Source organism: Desulfobacterales bacterium, from assembly GCA_030066985.1.
Taxonomy (GTDB): Bacteria; Desulfobacterota; Desulfobacteria; order Desulfobacterales; family JAHEIW01; genus JAHEIW01.
Window position 1 is genome coordinate 11,807 of sequence record JASJAN010000025.1, and the last position, 14,009, is coordinate 25,815.

13 protein-coding genes are annotated in these 14,009 nt (G+C 49.3%); 11 read left to right on the forward strand and 2 right to left on the reverse strand.

From position 1 onward, the window contains the following. Nucleotides 1-6: 6 nt before the first annotated feature. Complete coding sequence (locus tag QNJ26_14000; protein MDJ0986650.1) at nt 7-1,305, forward strand: CBS domain-containing protein; 1,299 nt, start codon at nt 7-9, stop codon at nt 1,303-1,305. A gap of 15 nt (nt 1,306-1,320) precedes the next feature. Here the strand turns inward: QNJ26_14000 and QNJ26_14005 are convergent, their stop codons facing one another. Next, the gene (locus tag QNJ26_14005; protein MDJ0986651.1) at nt 1,321-2,694 is read right to left on the reverse strand and encodes an integrin alpha; all 1,374 of its coding nucleotides are present in this window, start codon (nt 2,692-2,694) and stop codon (nt 1,321-1,323) included. Nucleotides 2,695-2,959: 265 nt separating this feature from the next. Between QNJ26_14005 and QNJ26_14010 the strand changes: the two genes are divergently transcribed. The 9 genes from QNJ26_14010 (at nt 2,960) to QNJ26_14050 (ending at nt 10,206) form a co-directional block, all read left to right on the forward strand. Continuing rightward, complete coding sequence (locus tag QNJ26_14010) at nt 2,960-3,475, forward strand: Na+/H+ antiporter subunit E (protein ID MDJ0986652.1); 516 nt, start codon at nt 2,960-2,962, stop codon at nt 3,473-3,475. Between the two features lie 25 nt (nt 3,476-3,500). Continuing rightward, nucleotides 3,501-3,761 (forward strand): monovalent cation/H+ antiporter complex subunit F, encoded by a 261-nt coding sequence (locus QNJ26_14015; protein ID MDJ0986653.1) that lies wholly within the window; start codon nt 3,501-3,503, stop codon nt 3,759-3,761. A gap of 15 nt (nt 3,762-3,776) precedes the next feature. After that, nucleotides 3,777-4,079: a monovalent cation/H(+) antiporter subunit G gene (mnhG, locus tag QNJ26_14020; GenBank protein MDJ0986654.1), complete on the forward strand. Its 303-nt coding sequence runs from the start codon at nt 3,777-3,779 to the stop codon at nt 4,077-4,079. Further along, a complete protein-coding gene (locus tag QNJ26_14025) occupies nt 4,064-4,342 on the forward strand; it encodes a DUF4040 domain-containing protein (GenBank protein ID MDJ0986655.1) in 279 nt (92 codons plus the stop codon). Before mnhG ends, QNJ26_14025 begins: the two co-directional genes overlap by 16 nt. A gap of 59 nt (nt 4,343-4,401) precedes the next feature. Continuing rightward, on the forward strand, nt 4,402-5,088 hold the full coding sequence (locus tag QNJ26_14030; protein MDJ0986656.1) for an MnhB domain-containing protein: 687 nt from the start codon (nt 4,402-4,404) through the stop codon (nt 5,086-5,088). A 52-nt stretch (nt 5,089-5,140) separates the two neighbouring features. Next, nucleotides 5,141-5,449, forward strand: coding sequence for a cation:proton antiporter subunit C (locus QNJ26_14035; GenBank protein ID MDJ0986657.1), 309 nt, complete (start codon nt 5,141-5,143; stop codon nt 5,447-5,449). A 1-nt stretch (nt 5,450) separates the two neighbouring features. Then, a complete protein-coding gene (locus QNJ26_14040; protein MDJ0986658.1) occupies nt 5,451-6,953 on the forward strand; it encodes a proton-conducting transporter membrane subunit in 1,503 nt (500 codons plus the stop codon). Then, nucleotides 6,950-8,449: a proton-conducting transporter membrane subunit gene (locus QNJ26_14045; protein MDJ0986659.1), complete on the forward strand. Its 1,500-nt coding sequence runs from the start codon at nt 6,950-6,952 to the stop codon at nt 8,447-8,449. Before QNJ26_14040 ends, QNJ26_14045 begins: the two co-directional genes overlap by 4 nt. A 119-nt stretch (nt 8,450-8,568) precedes the next feature. Beyond that, the gene (locus QNJ26_14050) at nt 8,569-10,206 is read left to right on the forward strand and encodes a complex I subunit 5 family protein (GenBank protein MDJ0986660.1); all 1,638 of its coding nucleotides are present in this window, start codon (nt 8,569-8,571) and stop codon (nt 10,204-10,206) included. Nucleotides 10,207-10,324: 118 nt separating this feature from the next. On the opposite strand, the gene QNJ26_14055 is transcribed toward QNJ26_14050, so the two are convergent. Continuing rightward, a complete protein-coding gene (locus QNJ26_14055; protein MDJ0986661.1) occupies nt 10,325-10,990 on the reverse strand; it encodes a tellurite resistance TerB family protein in 666 nt (221 codons plus the stop codon). Nucleotides 10,991-11,278: 288 nt separating this feature from the next. Between QNJ26_14055 and QNJ26_14060 the strand changes: the two genes are divergently transcribed. Continuing rightward, entirely contained in the window at nt 11,279-14,002 is a 2,724-nt protein-coding gene (locus QNJ26_14060) for a cation-transporting P-type ATPase (GenBank protein MDJ0986662.1), read from the forward strand. Nucleotides 14,003-14,009: the final 7 nt, after the last annotated feature.

Here is a 14,009-nt window from a genome sequence, read left to right on the forward strand (position 1 = left end):
AATCGCATGCAGATAATAACCACGCATAAGGGTGCGGACTTCGATGCCGTAGCCTCCGTATTGGCTGCAAACCTTTTGTTTCCAGAAGCAGTCGCGGTGCTTCCCCGAAGCCTGAACCCGAATGTTAAAGACTTTTTATCGATCCACAAGGATGTCATTGATATTCAAGCACCTGATGAAGTTTCATCTGAAAAGGTGGAGCGTTTGATTATCGTTGATACCAATAGATGGGACCGCCTTGATCGCTTGAAGAATTTTAAGGAAAATGAAAATCTTGATATTTTCCTTTGGGACCACCATTTAAACGAAGGCGACATTGAGGCAACCTGGAGATGCGTGGAAGCGGTCGGGGCTACCATTACTCTGTTGGTTCGCGTTTTAAAGGAACGAAAAATGGAATTAACGCCCATTCAGGCCACGCTTTTTTTGGCCGGGCTTTATGAAGATACGGGCAATTTGACATTTCCTTCCACCACGGCAGAAGATGCCCTTGCTGCAGCTTACCTACTGGCTCAAGGAGCTGATCTTAACGTTCTGAGCACATTCCTGCGACCGGCATACGGTGAGCATCACAGAAATATTTTGACCCGCATGCTGCGGTCTGCGAAGAAGAAAAACATAGGCGCTTTTAAAATCAGCTTTAACAAACAGGATATAAATGGACATGTGAATAATCTGGCCGTCGTGGTAGGGATGTACAGGGAAATTTTAAATGTTGACGTCGTTTTTGGAATCTTTGTGGATCTGAAGCGAGGTAACACTATGGTCATTGGCCGCAGCGGCGCAGATGGATTTGATGTCGGAATGATCATGCGTGCGATGGGCGGCGGCGGTCATCCTTCTGCGGGTTCCGCTTTAATCAAATCCATTGATCCTGATGTTGTGGAGCACAGAATCATTGAGCTGATTCGCGGCAATAAACCTTCCGCTATACAGATAAGCGATCTGATGTCATATCCCGTTGTAACCGTATCGCCCAAAACCAAAATGAAGCAGGTTTACTCTATTTTGAATGAAAAAGGGCACATGGGACTTCCCGTGCTGGATGAAGGTAGACTGGTTGGCATTATCTCTAAAAGGGATTTTTGGAAAGCAAAAAAAACCTCCGCATTGAATGCCCCGGTAAAGGCATTCATGACCCCAAATGTTCTTTCAATAGAACCCCGAACAAGTCCGATGCAGGCGGCTCGCTTGATGATAGATCATGATATCGGCCGCCTTCCGGTAGTGGATAACGGCAGCGTCATCGGCATCATAACCAGATCCGATACCATGCGCTATCTTTACGACTTGCAGCCTGAGTGAGCAGATATGGCAAATTTACTTGGCACGCAGCACCGGCACTCCTGTTAGAAAAAGCACCCAGACTGAACCTCTATTTCCTCCACCATCGTCGTCACCGACAGCGCCTACAACCATATCTGTAACTTTGTCGCCATCGAGATCTCTGATGGAAGCCATCGAGAAACCAAAAAGAGCACCGCTCCGCAGGTTACCAGTGAAGTTTCCCTGGCTTTTACTAATTTTTTGATAGGACTTGATTGTGCCATTACGATTTAAAAATAACACCCACACTGCCCCGGTCTTAGCCCCCCCATCGCCATCAGAGGGTGCTCCCACAGCTAGATCCATTACATTATCACCATCCAAATCTTGTAAAGCGGCAACTGACGTGCCGAATTTGTCGCCATCGGCTAATCCTCCGGTAAAATTCCCCTGGGTATCACTGATTTTCTGATAAGTCCTGACTGTGCCGTCGCGGTTCAAAAACAGTATCCAGACCGCTCCACGACCAGGTCCGCCATCATCGTCACCAACGGCACCGACCGCCAGATCGCTAATGCCGTCACCGTTTAAATCGCCCAATGCGGTTACTGAAAATCCGAACTCGTCATTATCGTCAAGAGTGGCGGTAAAATTTCCCTGGGTATCACTGATCTTCTGATAAGTCCTGACCGTGCCGTCGCGGTTTAAAAACAGCACCCAGACGGCCCCACGACCAGGTCCGCCATCATCGTCACCAACGGCACCGACCGCCAGATCGCTAATCCCGTCACCGTCTAAATCGCCCAATTCAGTCACAGAATAGCCAAACTCATCGTCATCCTCAAGGCCGGCGGTAAAGTTCCCCTGGGTATCGCTAATCTTCTGATAGGCCTTGACTTTGCCGTCGCGGTTTAAAAATAAGATAAATACAGCCCCACGCAGAATTCCCCCGTCATTGTCGAAAGCTGCCCCGGCTGCAAGATCTGAAATTCCATCGTCGTTCATATCGCCTATAGACGATATTGAAATTCCGAATTTATCGCCATCATCTAATGCCCCGGCAAAATTACCCTCAGTGTGACTTATCTTTTGTTGACCTTTTACTTTGCCCTCACGGTCCAAAAACAGCACCCATACAGAGCCGCGGCTTGTGCCACCGTCATCGTCAAACGGAACCCCAACTGCAATATCAGGAACACCGTCGCCGTTCAAATCGTTAAAGGAAGTAACGGATCGACCGAACAGCTCTCGATTTTCAAGTTTTCCCTGGAAATTGCCTTCGGTGCTGCTAATTTTTTGGTTTGAGGGGTGTATTTTTCCATACTGGGCATAGGTGAAGCCTGTGCCTATTAATAGGATGCTTACAGCAACGGTTAAGTGGGTAATCGCCCTCGAGATCATGATCTTTTTTCTCCTAAAGTTGTCCATCTTAATAGGTTTTCACTTCTTTCAGAAACCGACCATATGACTGCCAGGATTTTTATGTGGATGAAAAATCGATTATCTGATACATGAAACGACTGAGCTGCCTGAAGGGTTCTCAGGCTAAATGGTCAAATCGATTATCTTTCCAGATAACAACCGAAATACTGATATGTTGTTAAAGTTCCAGCGTCCATCCAAGTTAACTCAAGCATCTTAAACCATATGATGGAACTTAGACAGTGATTCTAAGGACAAATTATTCAAAATTATGCCGGCCAAAAAGCAACTCGCAGCTATAAAAGTAGCACTCTTATCAAAAGAAGCAATATTTCGCATTATATTATTTGCAATTATCTGGTGGATTCTGTCGGCTGGTAGATCCGATTCTTGGGTGGTCGGTGTGCCAACGGTGATCATTTCTGTTTTTGTCAGTATGGCCTTGACAAATCAATCCCGTAACAGCTGGCGTATTTTGAACATCATACAATTTGTTGCTTTTTTTGCAAAAGCTTCAGTTCGTGGCGGTTTCGATGTCGCCAGACGTGTCTTTCATCCTCGGTTGCCATTGAATCCCGATTTGGTCGATTACCCATTAACGCTCAAAAAACAGTCTGCACGCATCCTCATGGCGAATATCATCAGCCTTCTTCCGGGGACGCTGAGTGTCGAATTGCAGGACAAACAAATCAAAGTTCATGTTCTTGATAACGATCAGGACGTAAGAGCCGAGCTGCAAGCCGTTGAATCGGCCGTCGGAGCGCTGCTGGGCAGTGATTCGGATTAGCTAACCATCCCGGAGGAGGCCCTAATTGGATCAGATCTACTTAACTATTGCAGCATTCATATTGATCACGCTTGTCATTGGTCTTTTGCGTGTTTTTTGGGGACCGACCCGCGCGGATCGAATACTTTCTGCTCAGCTTATGGGCACCACCGGAGTGGCAATCATTCTGTTACTCTCACAAGCGATGCAAATGTCAAGCCTTGTTGATGTGGCGTTGATATTTGCATTGCTGTCGGCGGTAACCGCAACAGTATTTATATCGCGGTTTTGGCAGAATTCCAAATAATACCGGGAGCATAAAATGAATATTAGGGAAATCGTGGGATTGGTTATGATGTTGCTGGGGGTACCCTTTTTTTTAGCCGGTACGATCGGCCTTTTAAGGCTTCCTGATGTGTTTACACGGTCGCATGCGCTAACAAAGGCAGATAATCTTGGCCTTGGACTCATCGTTATGGGTCTAATTGTCCAGGCAGAGGTCTGGACCAGTGCATTAAAATTGTTTTTGACATGGATTTTGGTTCTCATTTCAAGTGCCGGTGTTTGTCATATAGTTGCCAATACTGCTGTTAGGAGAGGAATTAAAATTTGGAAGAAACCATAAATGCCACTTTACCGATATTTGATTTGCTGCTTGCCCTGACGCTTGTAGGTCTGGCATGGACAGCTTTGACAGCTAAAGATCTTTTTAAGGCGATTGTGCTATTCATTTCATTTGGAATGCTCATGGCCGTTGCCTGGTTGCGGCTACAGGCAGTCGATATCGCCTTGGCAGAGGCTGCTATCGGTGCCGGTTTAACCGGCGCAATTTTTATCATGGCTCTTAAACGAATGTCCAAAAATCAGCCGCCTAAAAAAAAACCTTAAAAAAGCCAGTCTGACAAGAGCATGCAAAGCATCCAACGTTTTGGATCACCTCCAGTCCTATGATTCATAAGATTCATCATTCTTCGGCTCGATTTACTTTTGCAAACGGAATTTTATCCGTTCTGATAATCGTGCTGTCTGCATTTTTGATATGGGCCTTAAAATCCTTGCCTGCCGTCTCACCAAGTTTACGGCAACAAGTTCTTGGCAAAATTGAATACAGTGGCGTTATAAATCCGGTCACAGCCGTGCTACTGAACTTTCGGGCATATGATACGTTGCTCGAAATAGGGGTATTGCTTTTGGTCGTAGTCGGCGCGTGGTCGTTTAGCAAGGCACCATCGAATGACCCGAAACAAAAATTTAGCCCCGTATTGTTCGCCATGGTTCGAGTTCTTGTTCCTTTAATGATTCTTATAGCCGGGTATATGCTATGGGTTGGCGGGCATGCACCTGGCGGCGCGTTTCAGGCCGGTGCCATTTTGGGGGCTGCGGGTGTGTTTTGGTTAGTAACCCGTCCTTCCACTGACATGCCAAAAGCCTCTTGGGTGTTTAGATTATTGCTTATCGCGGGATTTTCGGTGTTTTTGATCATTGCCTTTATGGTCATGTTGGCTGAAAATAATTTCATACAGTACCCCTTGGATTGGGCGGGCAGTTTGATTTTATGTATTGAGGCTGCTGCAGCGCTTTCTATCGGAGCGACTCTGGCAGCGCTATTTCTGGGAGGACGTCTGCGAAACTGATTCGATATTCAAAGCCCTTACAGAGACCCAAAATTAACGAAGGCGGGACAGAATGAATACGGTTACCCTTTATTGTATCGTCGGTATCATTTTATTCGCCATGGCGCTTTATGCATTAATCGTTTATGACCATCTCCTGCGCAAAATCCTGGCATTAAATATCATGGGCAGCGGCATATTTCTTATGCTCGTGGCGGTGGCACACCGACCACCGAATACCCCGTCCGATCCAGTGCCCCATGCAATGGTTTTGACAGGGATCGTGGTCGCGGTGAGCGCCACTGCCTTGGCATTGACGCTGGCCTGTCGAATTTCCGAGTTAGACGAACACATTCAACAACCCCAAAGCAAAACCGAATAATATGTCTTTTTTTGATACCATACCGTGGATGATATGGATTGTAACGTTGCCCTTAGCCGCAGCAATTTTGACATTTCTATTTCCACGGATTGCGGCCGGTTTGAGTTTGCTCCTGGGTTTTACGATGTCGATTCCAGCGATTGGGCTGTGTATGCAGGTTGTTCGAATGGGCTCTCAACGGTATGCGATTGGTGGCTGGGGTGCTCCGCTCGGAATCGAGCTTTATGCGGACGGACTTGCCACCGCTATGATTGCCCTGACAGCACTTGTGGCGCTGAGCACAACCGTATATGCGAGGTCGTATTTTTCACATACGCAACCGATTCAAGACCAGCCCGAACGCCCGAGCACGGATTATTTTTGGCCGTTATGGATGTTTTTATGGGCAGCATTGAACGCACTTTTTCTATCCGGCGATATTTTCAATTTATACGTTACCCTGGAACTCACCAGTCTTTCTGCAGTTGCCCTCGTGGCCCTGGCCGGTGGTGCTGCGCTCAAAGCAGCCATGCGATATCTGCTCGTAAGCCTACTGGGATCTTTGATCTATTTATTGGGAGTCGTTTATTTATACGCATTTACAGGCACACTCAGTTTGAGTGCCCTCGGAAGTCGCATTGACGGTTCATTGGCTTGCTTGACCGCTTTAGCCCTGATGGCCGGCGGTTTGATTATGAAAACCGCTCTATTTCCCATGCATTTTTGGCTCCCTCCCGCCCATGCCAGTGCGCCGGCTCCGGTCAGTGCAGCGCTATCCGGGCTGGTTGTTAAGGCTTCTTTTTATCTTTTGCTGCGGCTCTGGTTTGATGTTTTCATGACGGCGGTCACGGTACCCATTTCCGATATCCTCGGCCTGATGGGCGCTGCAGCTGTTTTTTGGGGTTCAATCAATGCGCTTAGAGCTAAACGCCTAAAGCTTTTAGTCGCCTATTCAACTGTGGCGCAGTTAGGTTATTTATTTCTGGTCTTTCCACTGGTTGGGACACTTAAAGATGGCGTAACAGCCTGGCTTGGGTGTATCTATTTTATTCTTGCGCATGCCTGTGCCAAGGCAGCGGCATTTTTTTCGGCAGGTGCTATCCGATACGCCTTGGGTCACGATAATATCGATGATATGGTTGGTATCGTTCGCTGCCTGCCGGTACCCGTTTTCGCTTTTGCAATCGCGGGTATCAGCCTAATTGGTTTGCCACCCAGCGGTGGTTTCATCGCCAAGTGGCTTTTGATCAACGCAGCCCTGGTTCACGGCCAGTGGTGGTGGGTGGTTTTAATTTTAGCCGGCGGGCTGTTTTCCGCCGCCTATATATTCAGGGTTTTCTCCAAAACATTTGCGTATAAAACGGAATTCGTTGACGCTCACCCCATATCGTTAAGCTTTCAATACCCGGCCCTCGGGTTAGCGCTTTTGACACTCGTGTTGGGGATCATCGCGCCCTACCCGTTGACGTTGCTGCTTATCGATTCCCCGCTGAGCGGCCCGGTTCTTCAAATGGTCTTGCCATGAGTTTTGATGCTTTTTTGCCCCTAATCATTATTCTAAGCTCACTGATTCCCGGTATCATCATTTTCATGTTGCCGGAAGCCCGCCACGGTTGGCGTACGCTTTTAAACATGCTCGGCGCCTCGATCAAAATGCTGCTGATCGGTGTCATGATCTGGGGTATTTTTAATGGTCATGTTTACGAAACGCGTCTGCCATTATTGCCGGGTTTGGATTTGGTGTTACATGCCGATAAAATGTCAGTGCTCATCGCAGCTTTGTCCGCTATTTTATGGTTTGTGACCACCATTTACGCGATTGGTTACCTGGAAGATTCACCACAGCCCCGCAGCCGGTTTTTTGGGTTTTTCAGCTTGTGTGTGAGTTCAACTATGGGTATTGCATTGGCCGGCAATTTGATGACCTTCTTGCTGTTTTATGAAATGTTGACGATTTCCACCTATCCGCTGGTTGTTCATCGCGGAACAAATAAAAGCATGCGGGCCGGCCAAATTTACCTAGCCTATACCCTTAGCGGTGGGACGGTGCTGCTGCTCGCCATCGCCTGGCTAAAATCTCTGGTCGGCCCCCTGGATTTTACGGCAGGGGGCATGCTGGCAGGTTTTGCACAGCAGTATCATCATGAATTCAAAATCATTTTTTTTCTATTAATTGCCGGTTTGGGGGTAAAAGCGGCACTGGTTCCGCTACACGGCTGGCTGCCAATGGCAATGATCGCCCCGGCACCCGTAAGTGCTTTACTTCACGCCGTAGCCGTCGTTAAAGCCGGGGCCTTTGGTATTGTAAGGGTTGTGTATGATGTTTACGGTGTTGAGCTGGCACAGCAATTGGGACTGCTAAATCCGTTGGCCTATCTGGCTTCTTTTACCATCATATACGGCTCAGTAAAGGCCCTATACCAGGATGAATTAAAAAAGCGATTGGCCTATTCCACGGTGAGCCAGGTTTCCTATATTGCTCTGGGGGCCGGCCTTTTTGGTCCAATTGCGACCATTGGCGGAGTGGTTCATCTGGTTCATCAAGGATTAATGAAAATCACTCTTTTTTTCTGCGCAGGAAATTTGGCCGAAACTCTGGGCATCCATCACGTTGGCGAAATAAACGGCGCGGGACGCCGGATGCCCTGGACGATGGCCGCATTTACCATCGGTGCCATGGGAATGATCGGCATACCGCCGATGGCCGGTTTTATCAGCAAGTGGTATCTGGGAACAGGGGCTTTGGCCGCCGGCCAAGATTGGGTTATCCTCGTGCTGCTATCCAGCAGCATACTGAACGCCGGCTATTTTTTGCCGATCATTTACAGGGCCTGGTTCAAAGAGCCCCCTGACACCTGGCCCGCCGAGCATGTTTTCGGCAGGTTTGAAACTCATTGGTTGCTTTTTATACCACCTTTGATTACCGCATTTTTGGCGCTGATGGTCGGTTTGCTGGCGGATGCACCATTTAGTCCCTTGGAGTGGACACGCCTGATTGCAGCAGCAGAGTACAGTCCATAATCGCTATGAATTCAACATTATCTTTCTCAAATCAGCTTTTGATCATCTTGACAGCGGTGTTGCCCCTTATTTTAGGCCTCTGTTATGCCGTTCGAGGGTGGCGGACCGCTTTTTTTAGATTGGCACCATGGTCGGCTTTGCCGGCTCTGGCTGTAAGTGTAACAGGCCCGTTCGGCGGGCATGCCGAGTTGACCTGGTTTCTACTTGAAATACAATTGGGCTTGGATGCCGTTGCACGCACATTTTTATTTTTCACGGCGCTGTTGTGGTTTTTATCCGGGATCTACGGTCAGCGGTATTTGGCCACCGATCCTCGTCGATCACGCTTTTTTTTCTTTTATTTGCTGGCGATGAGCGGCAATTTCGGCCTGATTATCGCCCAGGATATGATCACTTTTTATGTGTTTTTTGCGATAATGAGTTTTTCTTCCTACGGTCTGGTGGTCCATAATCAGGACAAGGATGCCCTTCGAGCTGGAAAAATCTATATCATTTTGGTTATCGTCGGTGAAATTTTACTGTTCACAGCATTGGCGCTGATTTTTCGGACAACCGGCTCATTAAGCCTGAATGCGATAACATCGATACCGTTAAACCATCTGGTCATTTTGCTTGTGCTGGTTGGATTTGGCATCAAGGCCGGCGCCTTACCGTTGCATGTTTGGCTACCGTTAGCGCATCCGGCGGCCCCGACACCGGCCAGTGCGGTCTTGAGCGGTGCCATGATCAAAGCGGGCTTGCTCGGATGGCTGCGATTTCTTCCGTGGGGACAGCCTGCAGCGGCAATCTGGGGCTCACCCTGCATTGTTGCCGGCATGCTGGCTGCCTTTTTCGGGGTGATCGTGGGCCTGAATCAAAAAAATCCCAAAACACTTCTGGCTTATTCCAGCATCAGTCAAATGGGCCTGATGACAGCCGGTATCGGAATAGGGCTTTTATTACCCGATGCTGCACCTTTGGTGATCGCAGCAGTTTCGGTCTATGCCGTCCACCACGGTTTTGCCAAAGGTGCGCTTTTCCTCAGTGTCGGTTTCACATCGGGCACAGTAAAAAATTATTGGATGCGTGTTTTCTTGGCGGGAGGAACCGGCCTGGCAGCTTTAGCGCTGGCCGGGGCACCTTTTACCAGCGGCATGATTGCGAAAACAGCATTAAAATCTACCGTTAATCTGTTGGGGGGCCCCGGGTCTGAATGGCTTAATTTTTTGCTGCCGTTTGCTGCTGTGGGAACATCGCTATTGATGATTTGTTTCTTGCGTTTGATACGACCCGATCAATCCAAAGACGATCATCTGTCAGCGGGGTTGTGGCTGCCGTGGATGTTTGTGGTCATGCTTGTCGTCATCGCAGTATGGTATTTGGCTGAGGCCAGGCTGGCTGTTAGCAAAGCACTCAGCCCCACAACGCTGTGGGTTGCAACCTGGCCGGTAGGTCTCAGTGTCGGCCTCTACAGCATTTTTTATTTTTTTAGGCGCAAAAGCGATCGCAAAATAGAGCACATCATACCGGCCGGCGATATATTGGCAATGTTTAACCGCATACCGTTAGATCGTATTTCCAATTGGCTCCAAAAATTGCTGCAAATCCCGGGGGTTATAAAGGCGCATATCAACGATATCACCCAGCGTTTTTCAAAACGATTCATACGACAGGATTTATTGGATCAACTCGAGCAAAGGCTGGTCCGCTGGCCGATGGCAGGTATTCTGTTTGCTGGTCTTATATGTGCTTTTTTATTCATGTTGGCCGTTGGCTGACTTTACCGGCGACATACGCCTGGGATTTTCTAAAGCGGTATCCGGCGTAAGCAAGCGCCAAGATCAAGGCCGAATTTCGTTAGCGCGCTCTGCAATACCATCCTGCGAATTTCATGGCTTAATGACCGCTTTGAGCCTCAACCTGGCGGCGCAGTTCTATGGCCAACTCCGGCGGAATATTCAAACGCGCAGCCAGCATATTCAAGTAGGATTCCTCGGCGGCGGTATCCACATCGATAGCCAGCAAGGAGGCGATATAGATTTCAGCCGCCACTTCGGGGCTGGTAGCACTTGCGACGATCTCATCCATGTCCACCGGCCGCCCCATTTCCGCCACCAGCAAGCCCCGACTTTCGGGATCCAGACCCAACGACTCGATCCGCTGAAAAATGGCCTGGCTTTCCTGAGCATCGAGCCGCCCGTCTGATCTTGCCGCTGCAATCATGGCGCGAACCAGGGTCAATCCCAGTGACGCTTGACCGGCCGAGTCATCTTTGGCCGGTAAGAACGCCGATCCCTCGGGAGCCGGGGCAAGCTCAGTATCAACAGGTTGAGGTGCAACGTTATCAGCAGTGCCTTGGCCGGAGCTGTACCGCTGGTATGCGGCATAGGCGAGCGCTCCGACGGCAGCAATTCCACCCATTTTGAGGGCTTTTTTGCCCATTTTGCGGCCCGATTTGTTGGTTAATAGATTGCCGGCCAGTCCGCCGGCCAATCCACCGGCAAAACCGCCAGCCGCACCGCTTCCAAGCAGCTGACCTAACAACTTGTTCATATCGGCCATGATCTTCGCTTCCTTTTTTTTATTTTTTTGTTGAATTGGTAAATTGAGTTCTAATAATAACTAAGTTGGAACCAAAAAAATATATCGGCGCCGAAAAATGTCAAGTATCCAGTTTTTAATTCGGCAAACACTATGGAGAACTTGCCAAAAGCAGGCGCTTGCCATGGGCAAATGGCAGAACCGGACACTCAGAAACAAGGTGTCCAGTGGCCATCTTATAATGCATATGGGCTCAACTTTATCTCAACGAAAAATACCAGCTACAACTGATGACAAGGAGTTTTTTGAATGGAGACACTTTTTAGCCGACACTGGCATGCAACAGACCCCAAAAATGCCGCTCGTTTTCTTGACAGCAATCTGGAATTCGGTCTTGACCAGTTTGAAACACGTCGCCGCCAGGCGCATTTCGGCCCCAACATCCTCACACCGAAAAAGAAGCAAAATCCACTGCTGCTGTTCATGCAGCAATTTCACCAGCCCCTGGTTTACATCCTCATTGCCGCTGCTGTGGTGACCATTTTTCTGCAGGAATGGGTTGAGTCCTCTTTTATAGCCGGCGTCATTCTGATCAACGCCATCATCGGCTTTCTGCAGGAGTCAAAAGCCGTGGCGGCTATTGAAGCTCTGGCGCAGTCCATGAAGACCGAAGCTACGGTCATTCGATCCGGCCGGCAGGAGAGAGTGGATGCGGCGGTCCTTGTTCCTGGCGACATTGTTCTGCTGCAAAGCGGCGAGAAAGTGCCGTCCGACATGCGCCTTTTCGATGTTCATACATTGCGTGTGGACGAATCTGCCTTGACCGGCGAATCTGTTCCGGTTGACAAAGTGCATGATTCTTTGGACCGCAGCCTGCCATTGGCGGATCGCATCAACATGGCCTATGCCTCAACACTGGTGACCTATGGCCGAGCGACGGGTATCGTGACGGCCACCGGAGACAAAACCGAAGTGGGTCGCATTTCGAAGCTGATTTCGACCGCAACCGAACTGCAGACGCCGCTGACGCGCAAAATCACCCAGTTCAGCCGCTACCTGCTGGTCGTCATTTTACTGCTGGCAGGCTTGACTTTCTTTGTGGGGTTGTGGCGCGGTGAACCGCTGGTTGACATGTTTCTGGCTGCCGTTGCCCTTGCAGTAGGCGCGATCCCTGAGGGTATGCCGGCGGCCATAACCATCATGTTGGCCATGGGGGTGTCTCGTATGGCCAAACGTCAGGCCATCATCCGAAAGCTTCCAGCAGTCGAAACACTCGGTAGTACGACAGTCATCTGTTCCGACAAAACCGGTACCCTGACCCAGAATGAAATGACGGTGCAGGAGATCTTCACGGCAGCGGGCAGTTATTCTGTGGACGGGTCCGGCTACAACCCTGATGGAGAAATCAAACCCATTGGAGGGGACGCCTCCGCCCTTGATTCCGAGTCCTTCCGCGAATGCCTGATTTGTGGTGTATTGTGTAATGATAGTATGTATTCGGAAAATGAAGGGCAATGGAGAATAGACGGCGATCCCACTGAAGGAGCCCTGATTGTCGCGGCAGTCAAGGCCGGTATCGATCTCGAGCTGCTTCGCAAAAACCTCCCTCGCGATGACGAAATTCCATTTGATTCCGGTCGACAGTACATGGCCACCTTAAATTCGAACCCGAATACTGGCGAACGCTGCATCTACATGAAAGGCGCCCTCGAGACGATGTTGCACCGCTGCACATCAACACTGAACAAAAATGGCGAACTGATCGGGTTGAATCACGCCGATATATCTCAGGCGGCAACAGATCTCGCCGCTAAAGGCCTGAGGGTACTGACTTTCGCCAAATCCAAACCGCTCAGTGACGATCAGGGAATCGAACGGGCGGAAAAAGTGAATGATCTTATTTTTCTCGGGTTCCAGGCAATGATGGATCCGCCGCGGGAAAGCACGTACAAGGCGGTGGAGAGATGCCGGCGAGCGGGCATTGAAGTGAAAATGATCACTGGTGACCATGCCTTGACCGCTGAAGCCATTGCAAATCAAATCCAAATGTACGACCCCTCCGAAGACGGACAGCAGCCTGTTGTCCAAGGTGCTGAGATGGCTGAGATGAACGACGAGCGCCTCACCGAAGTTGCAAATAGCGCATTTGTGTTTGCACGAGTGACGCCGGAGCAGAAGCTGCGGCTGGTGGAGGCCTTGCAGGAAGAATCACATGTTGTTGCCATGACGGGCGACGGGGTCAACGACGCACCGGCGCTCCGCAAGGCCGATATCGGCGTTGCCATGGGGCATCAAGGCACTGAGGTTGCCAAGGAAGCAGCGGATATGGTGCTGTTGGATGATAATTTTGCCACTATTGTTGCCGCCGTCGAGGAAGGCAGAAGCGTGTTTGACAATCTAATTAAATTTATAGTCTGGACGCTGCCGACAAATCTCGGTGAAGGTTTGGTCATACTTGCAGCTGTTTTCGCGGGTGTGACACTGCCGATCCTGCCGATACAGATTCTGTGGATAAATATGAGCACCGCCGTGCTGCTCGGATTAATGCTGGCATTTGAGCCGCGGGAATCGGATATCATGCAGCGTACGCCGCGCGATCCCAAGCTGCCTATTTTGACCGGGGAATTGGTTTTCCGCATTTTTTTTGTGGGGTTTTTGATGTTGATAGGTGGTTTTGGTTTGTTCGAATTGGCGGAATTGCGCGGAATGGATATTGATCGGGCACGCACGATTGCGGTAAACGTGTTTATATTTACCGAAATTTTTTATCTGTTCAACAGCCGCTCTTTAAATTATTCTGTATTGCGCATCGGATTATTTACGAACCCCTGGGCGTTCGCCGGTGTAGCGGTTATGGTGATTTTGCAGATGCTTTTCACTTATTTGCCCCAAGCTAATTTTATATTCAAGAGTGCTCCCATTGGGTTGGCGGATTGGGCTAAAATACTGGGCTTCGCCTTGCTGGTCTTTTTTCTGGTGGAAATTGAAAAGGCGCTTCGTCAGCGCAGGAAGCAAAAAAAATCAAAACCGTAGAGGGGTC

Coding starts and splice junctions, on each gene's coding strand:
- QNJ26_14000 (MDJ0986650.1), top strand. CDS start 7: ATGCAGATAATAACCACGCATAAGGGTGCGGACTTCGATGCCGTAGCC.
- QNJ26_14035 (MDJ0986657.1), top strand. CDS start 5,141: ATGAATACGGTTACCCTTTATTGTATCGTCGGTATCATTTTATTCGCC.
- QNJ26_14060 (MDJ0986662.1), top strand. CDS start 11,279: ATGGAGACACTTTTTAGCCGACACTGGCATGCAACAGACCCCAAAAAT.
- QNJ26_14045 (MDJ0986659.1), top strand. CDS start 6,950: ATGAGTTTTGATGCTTTTTTGCCCCTAATCATTATTCTAAGCTCACTG.
- QNJ26_14030 (MDJ0986656.1), top strand. CDS start 4,402: ATGATTCATAAGATTCATCATTCTTCGGCTCGATTTACTTTTGCAAAC.
- QNJ26_14055 (MDJ0986661.1), bottom strand. CDS start 10,990: ATGGCCGATATGAACAAGTTGTTAGGTCAGCTGCTTGGAAGCGGTGCG.
- mnhG (MDJ0986654.1), top strand. CDS start 3,777: ATGAATATTAGGGAAATCGTGGGATTGGTTATGATGTTGCTGGGGGTA.
- QNJ26_14005 (MDJ0986651.1), bottom strand. CDS start 2,694: ATGGACAACTTTAGGAGAAAAAAGATCATGATCTCGAGGGCGATTACC.
- QNJ26_14040 (MDJ0986658.1), top strand. CDS start 5,451: ATGTCTTTTTTTGATACCATACCGTGGATGATATGGATTGTAACGTTG.
- QNJ26_14010 (MDJ0986652.1), top strand. CDS start 2,960: ATGCCGGCCAAAAAGCAACTCGCAGCTATAAAAGTAGCACTCTTATCA.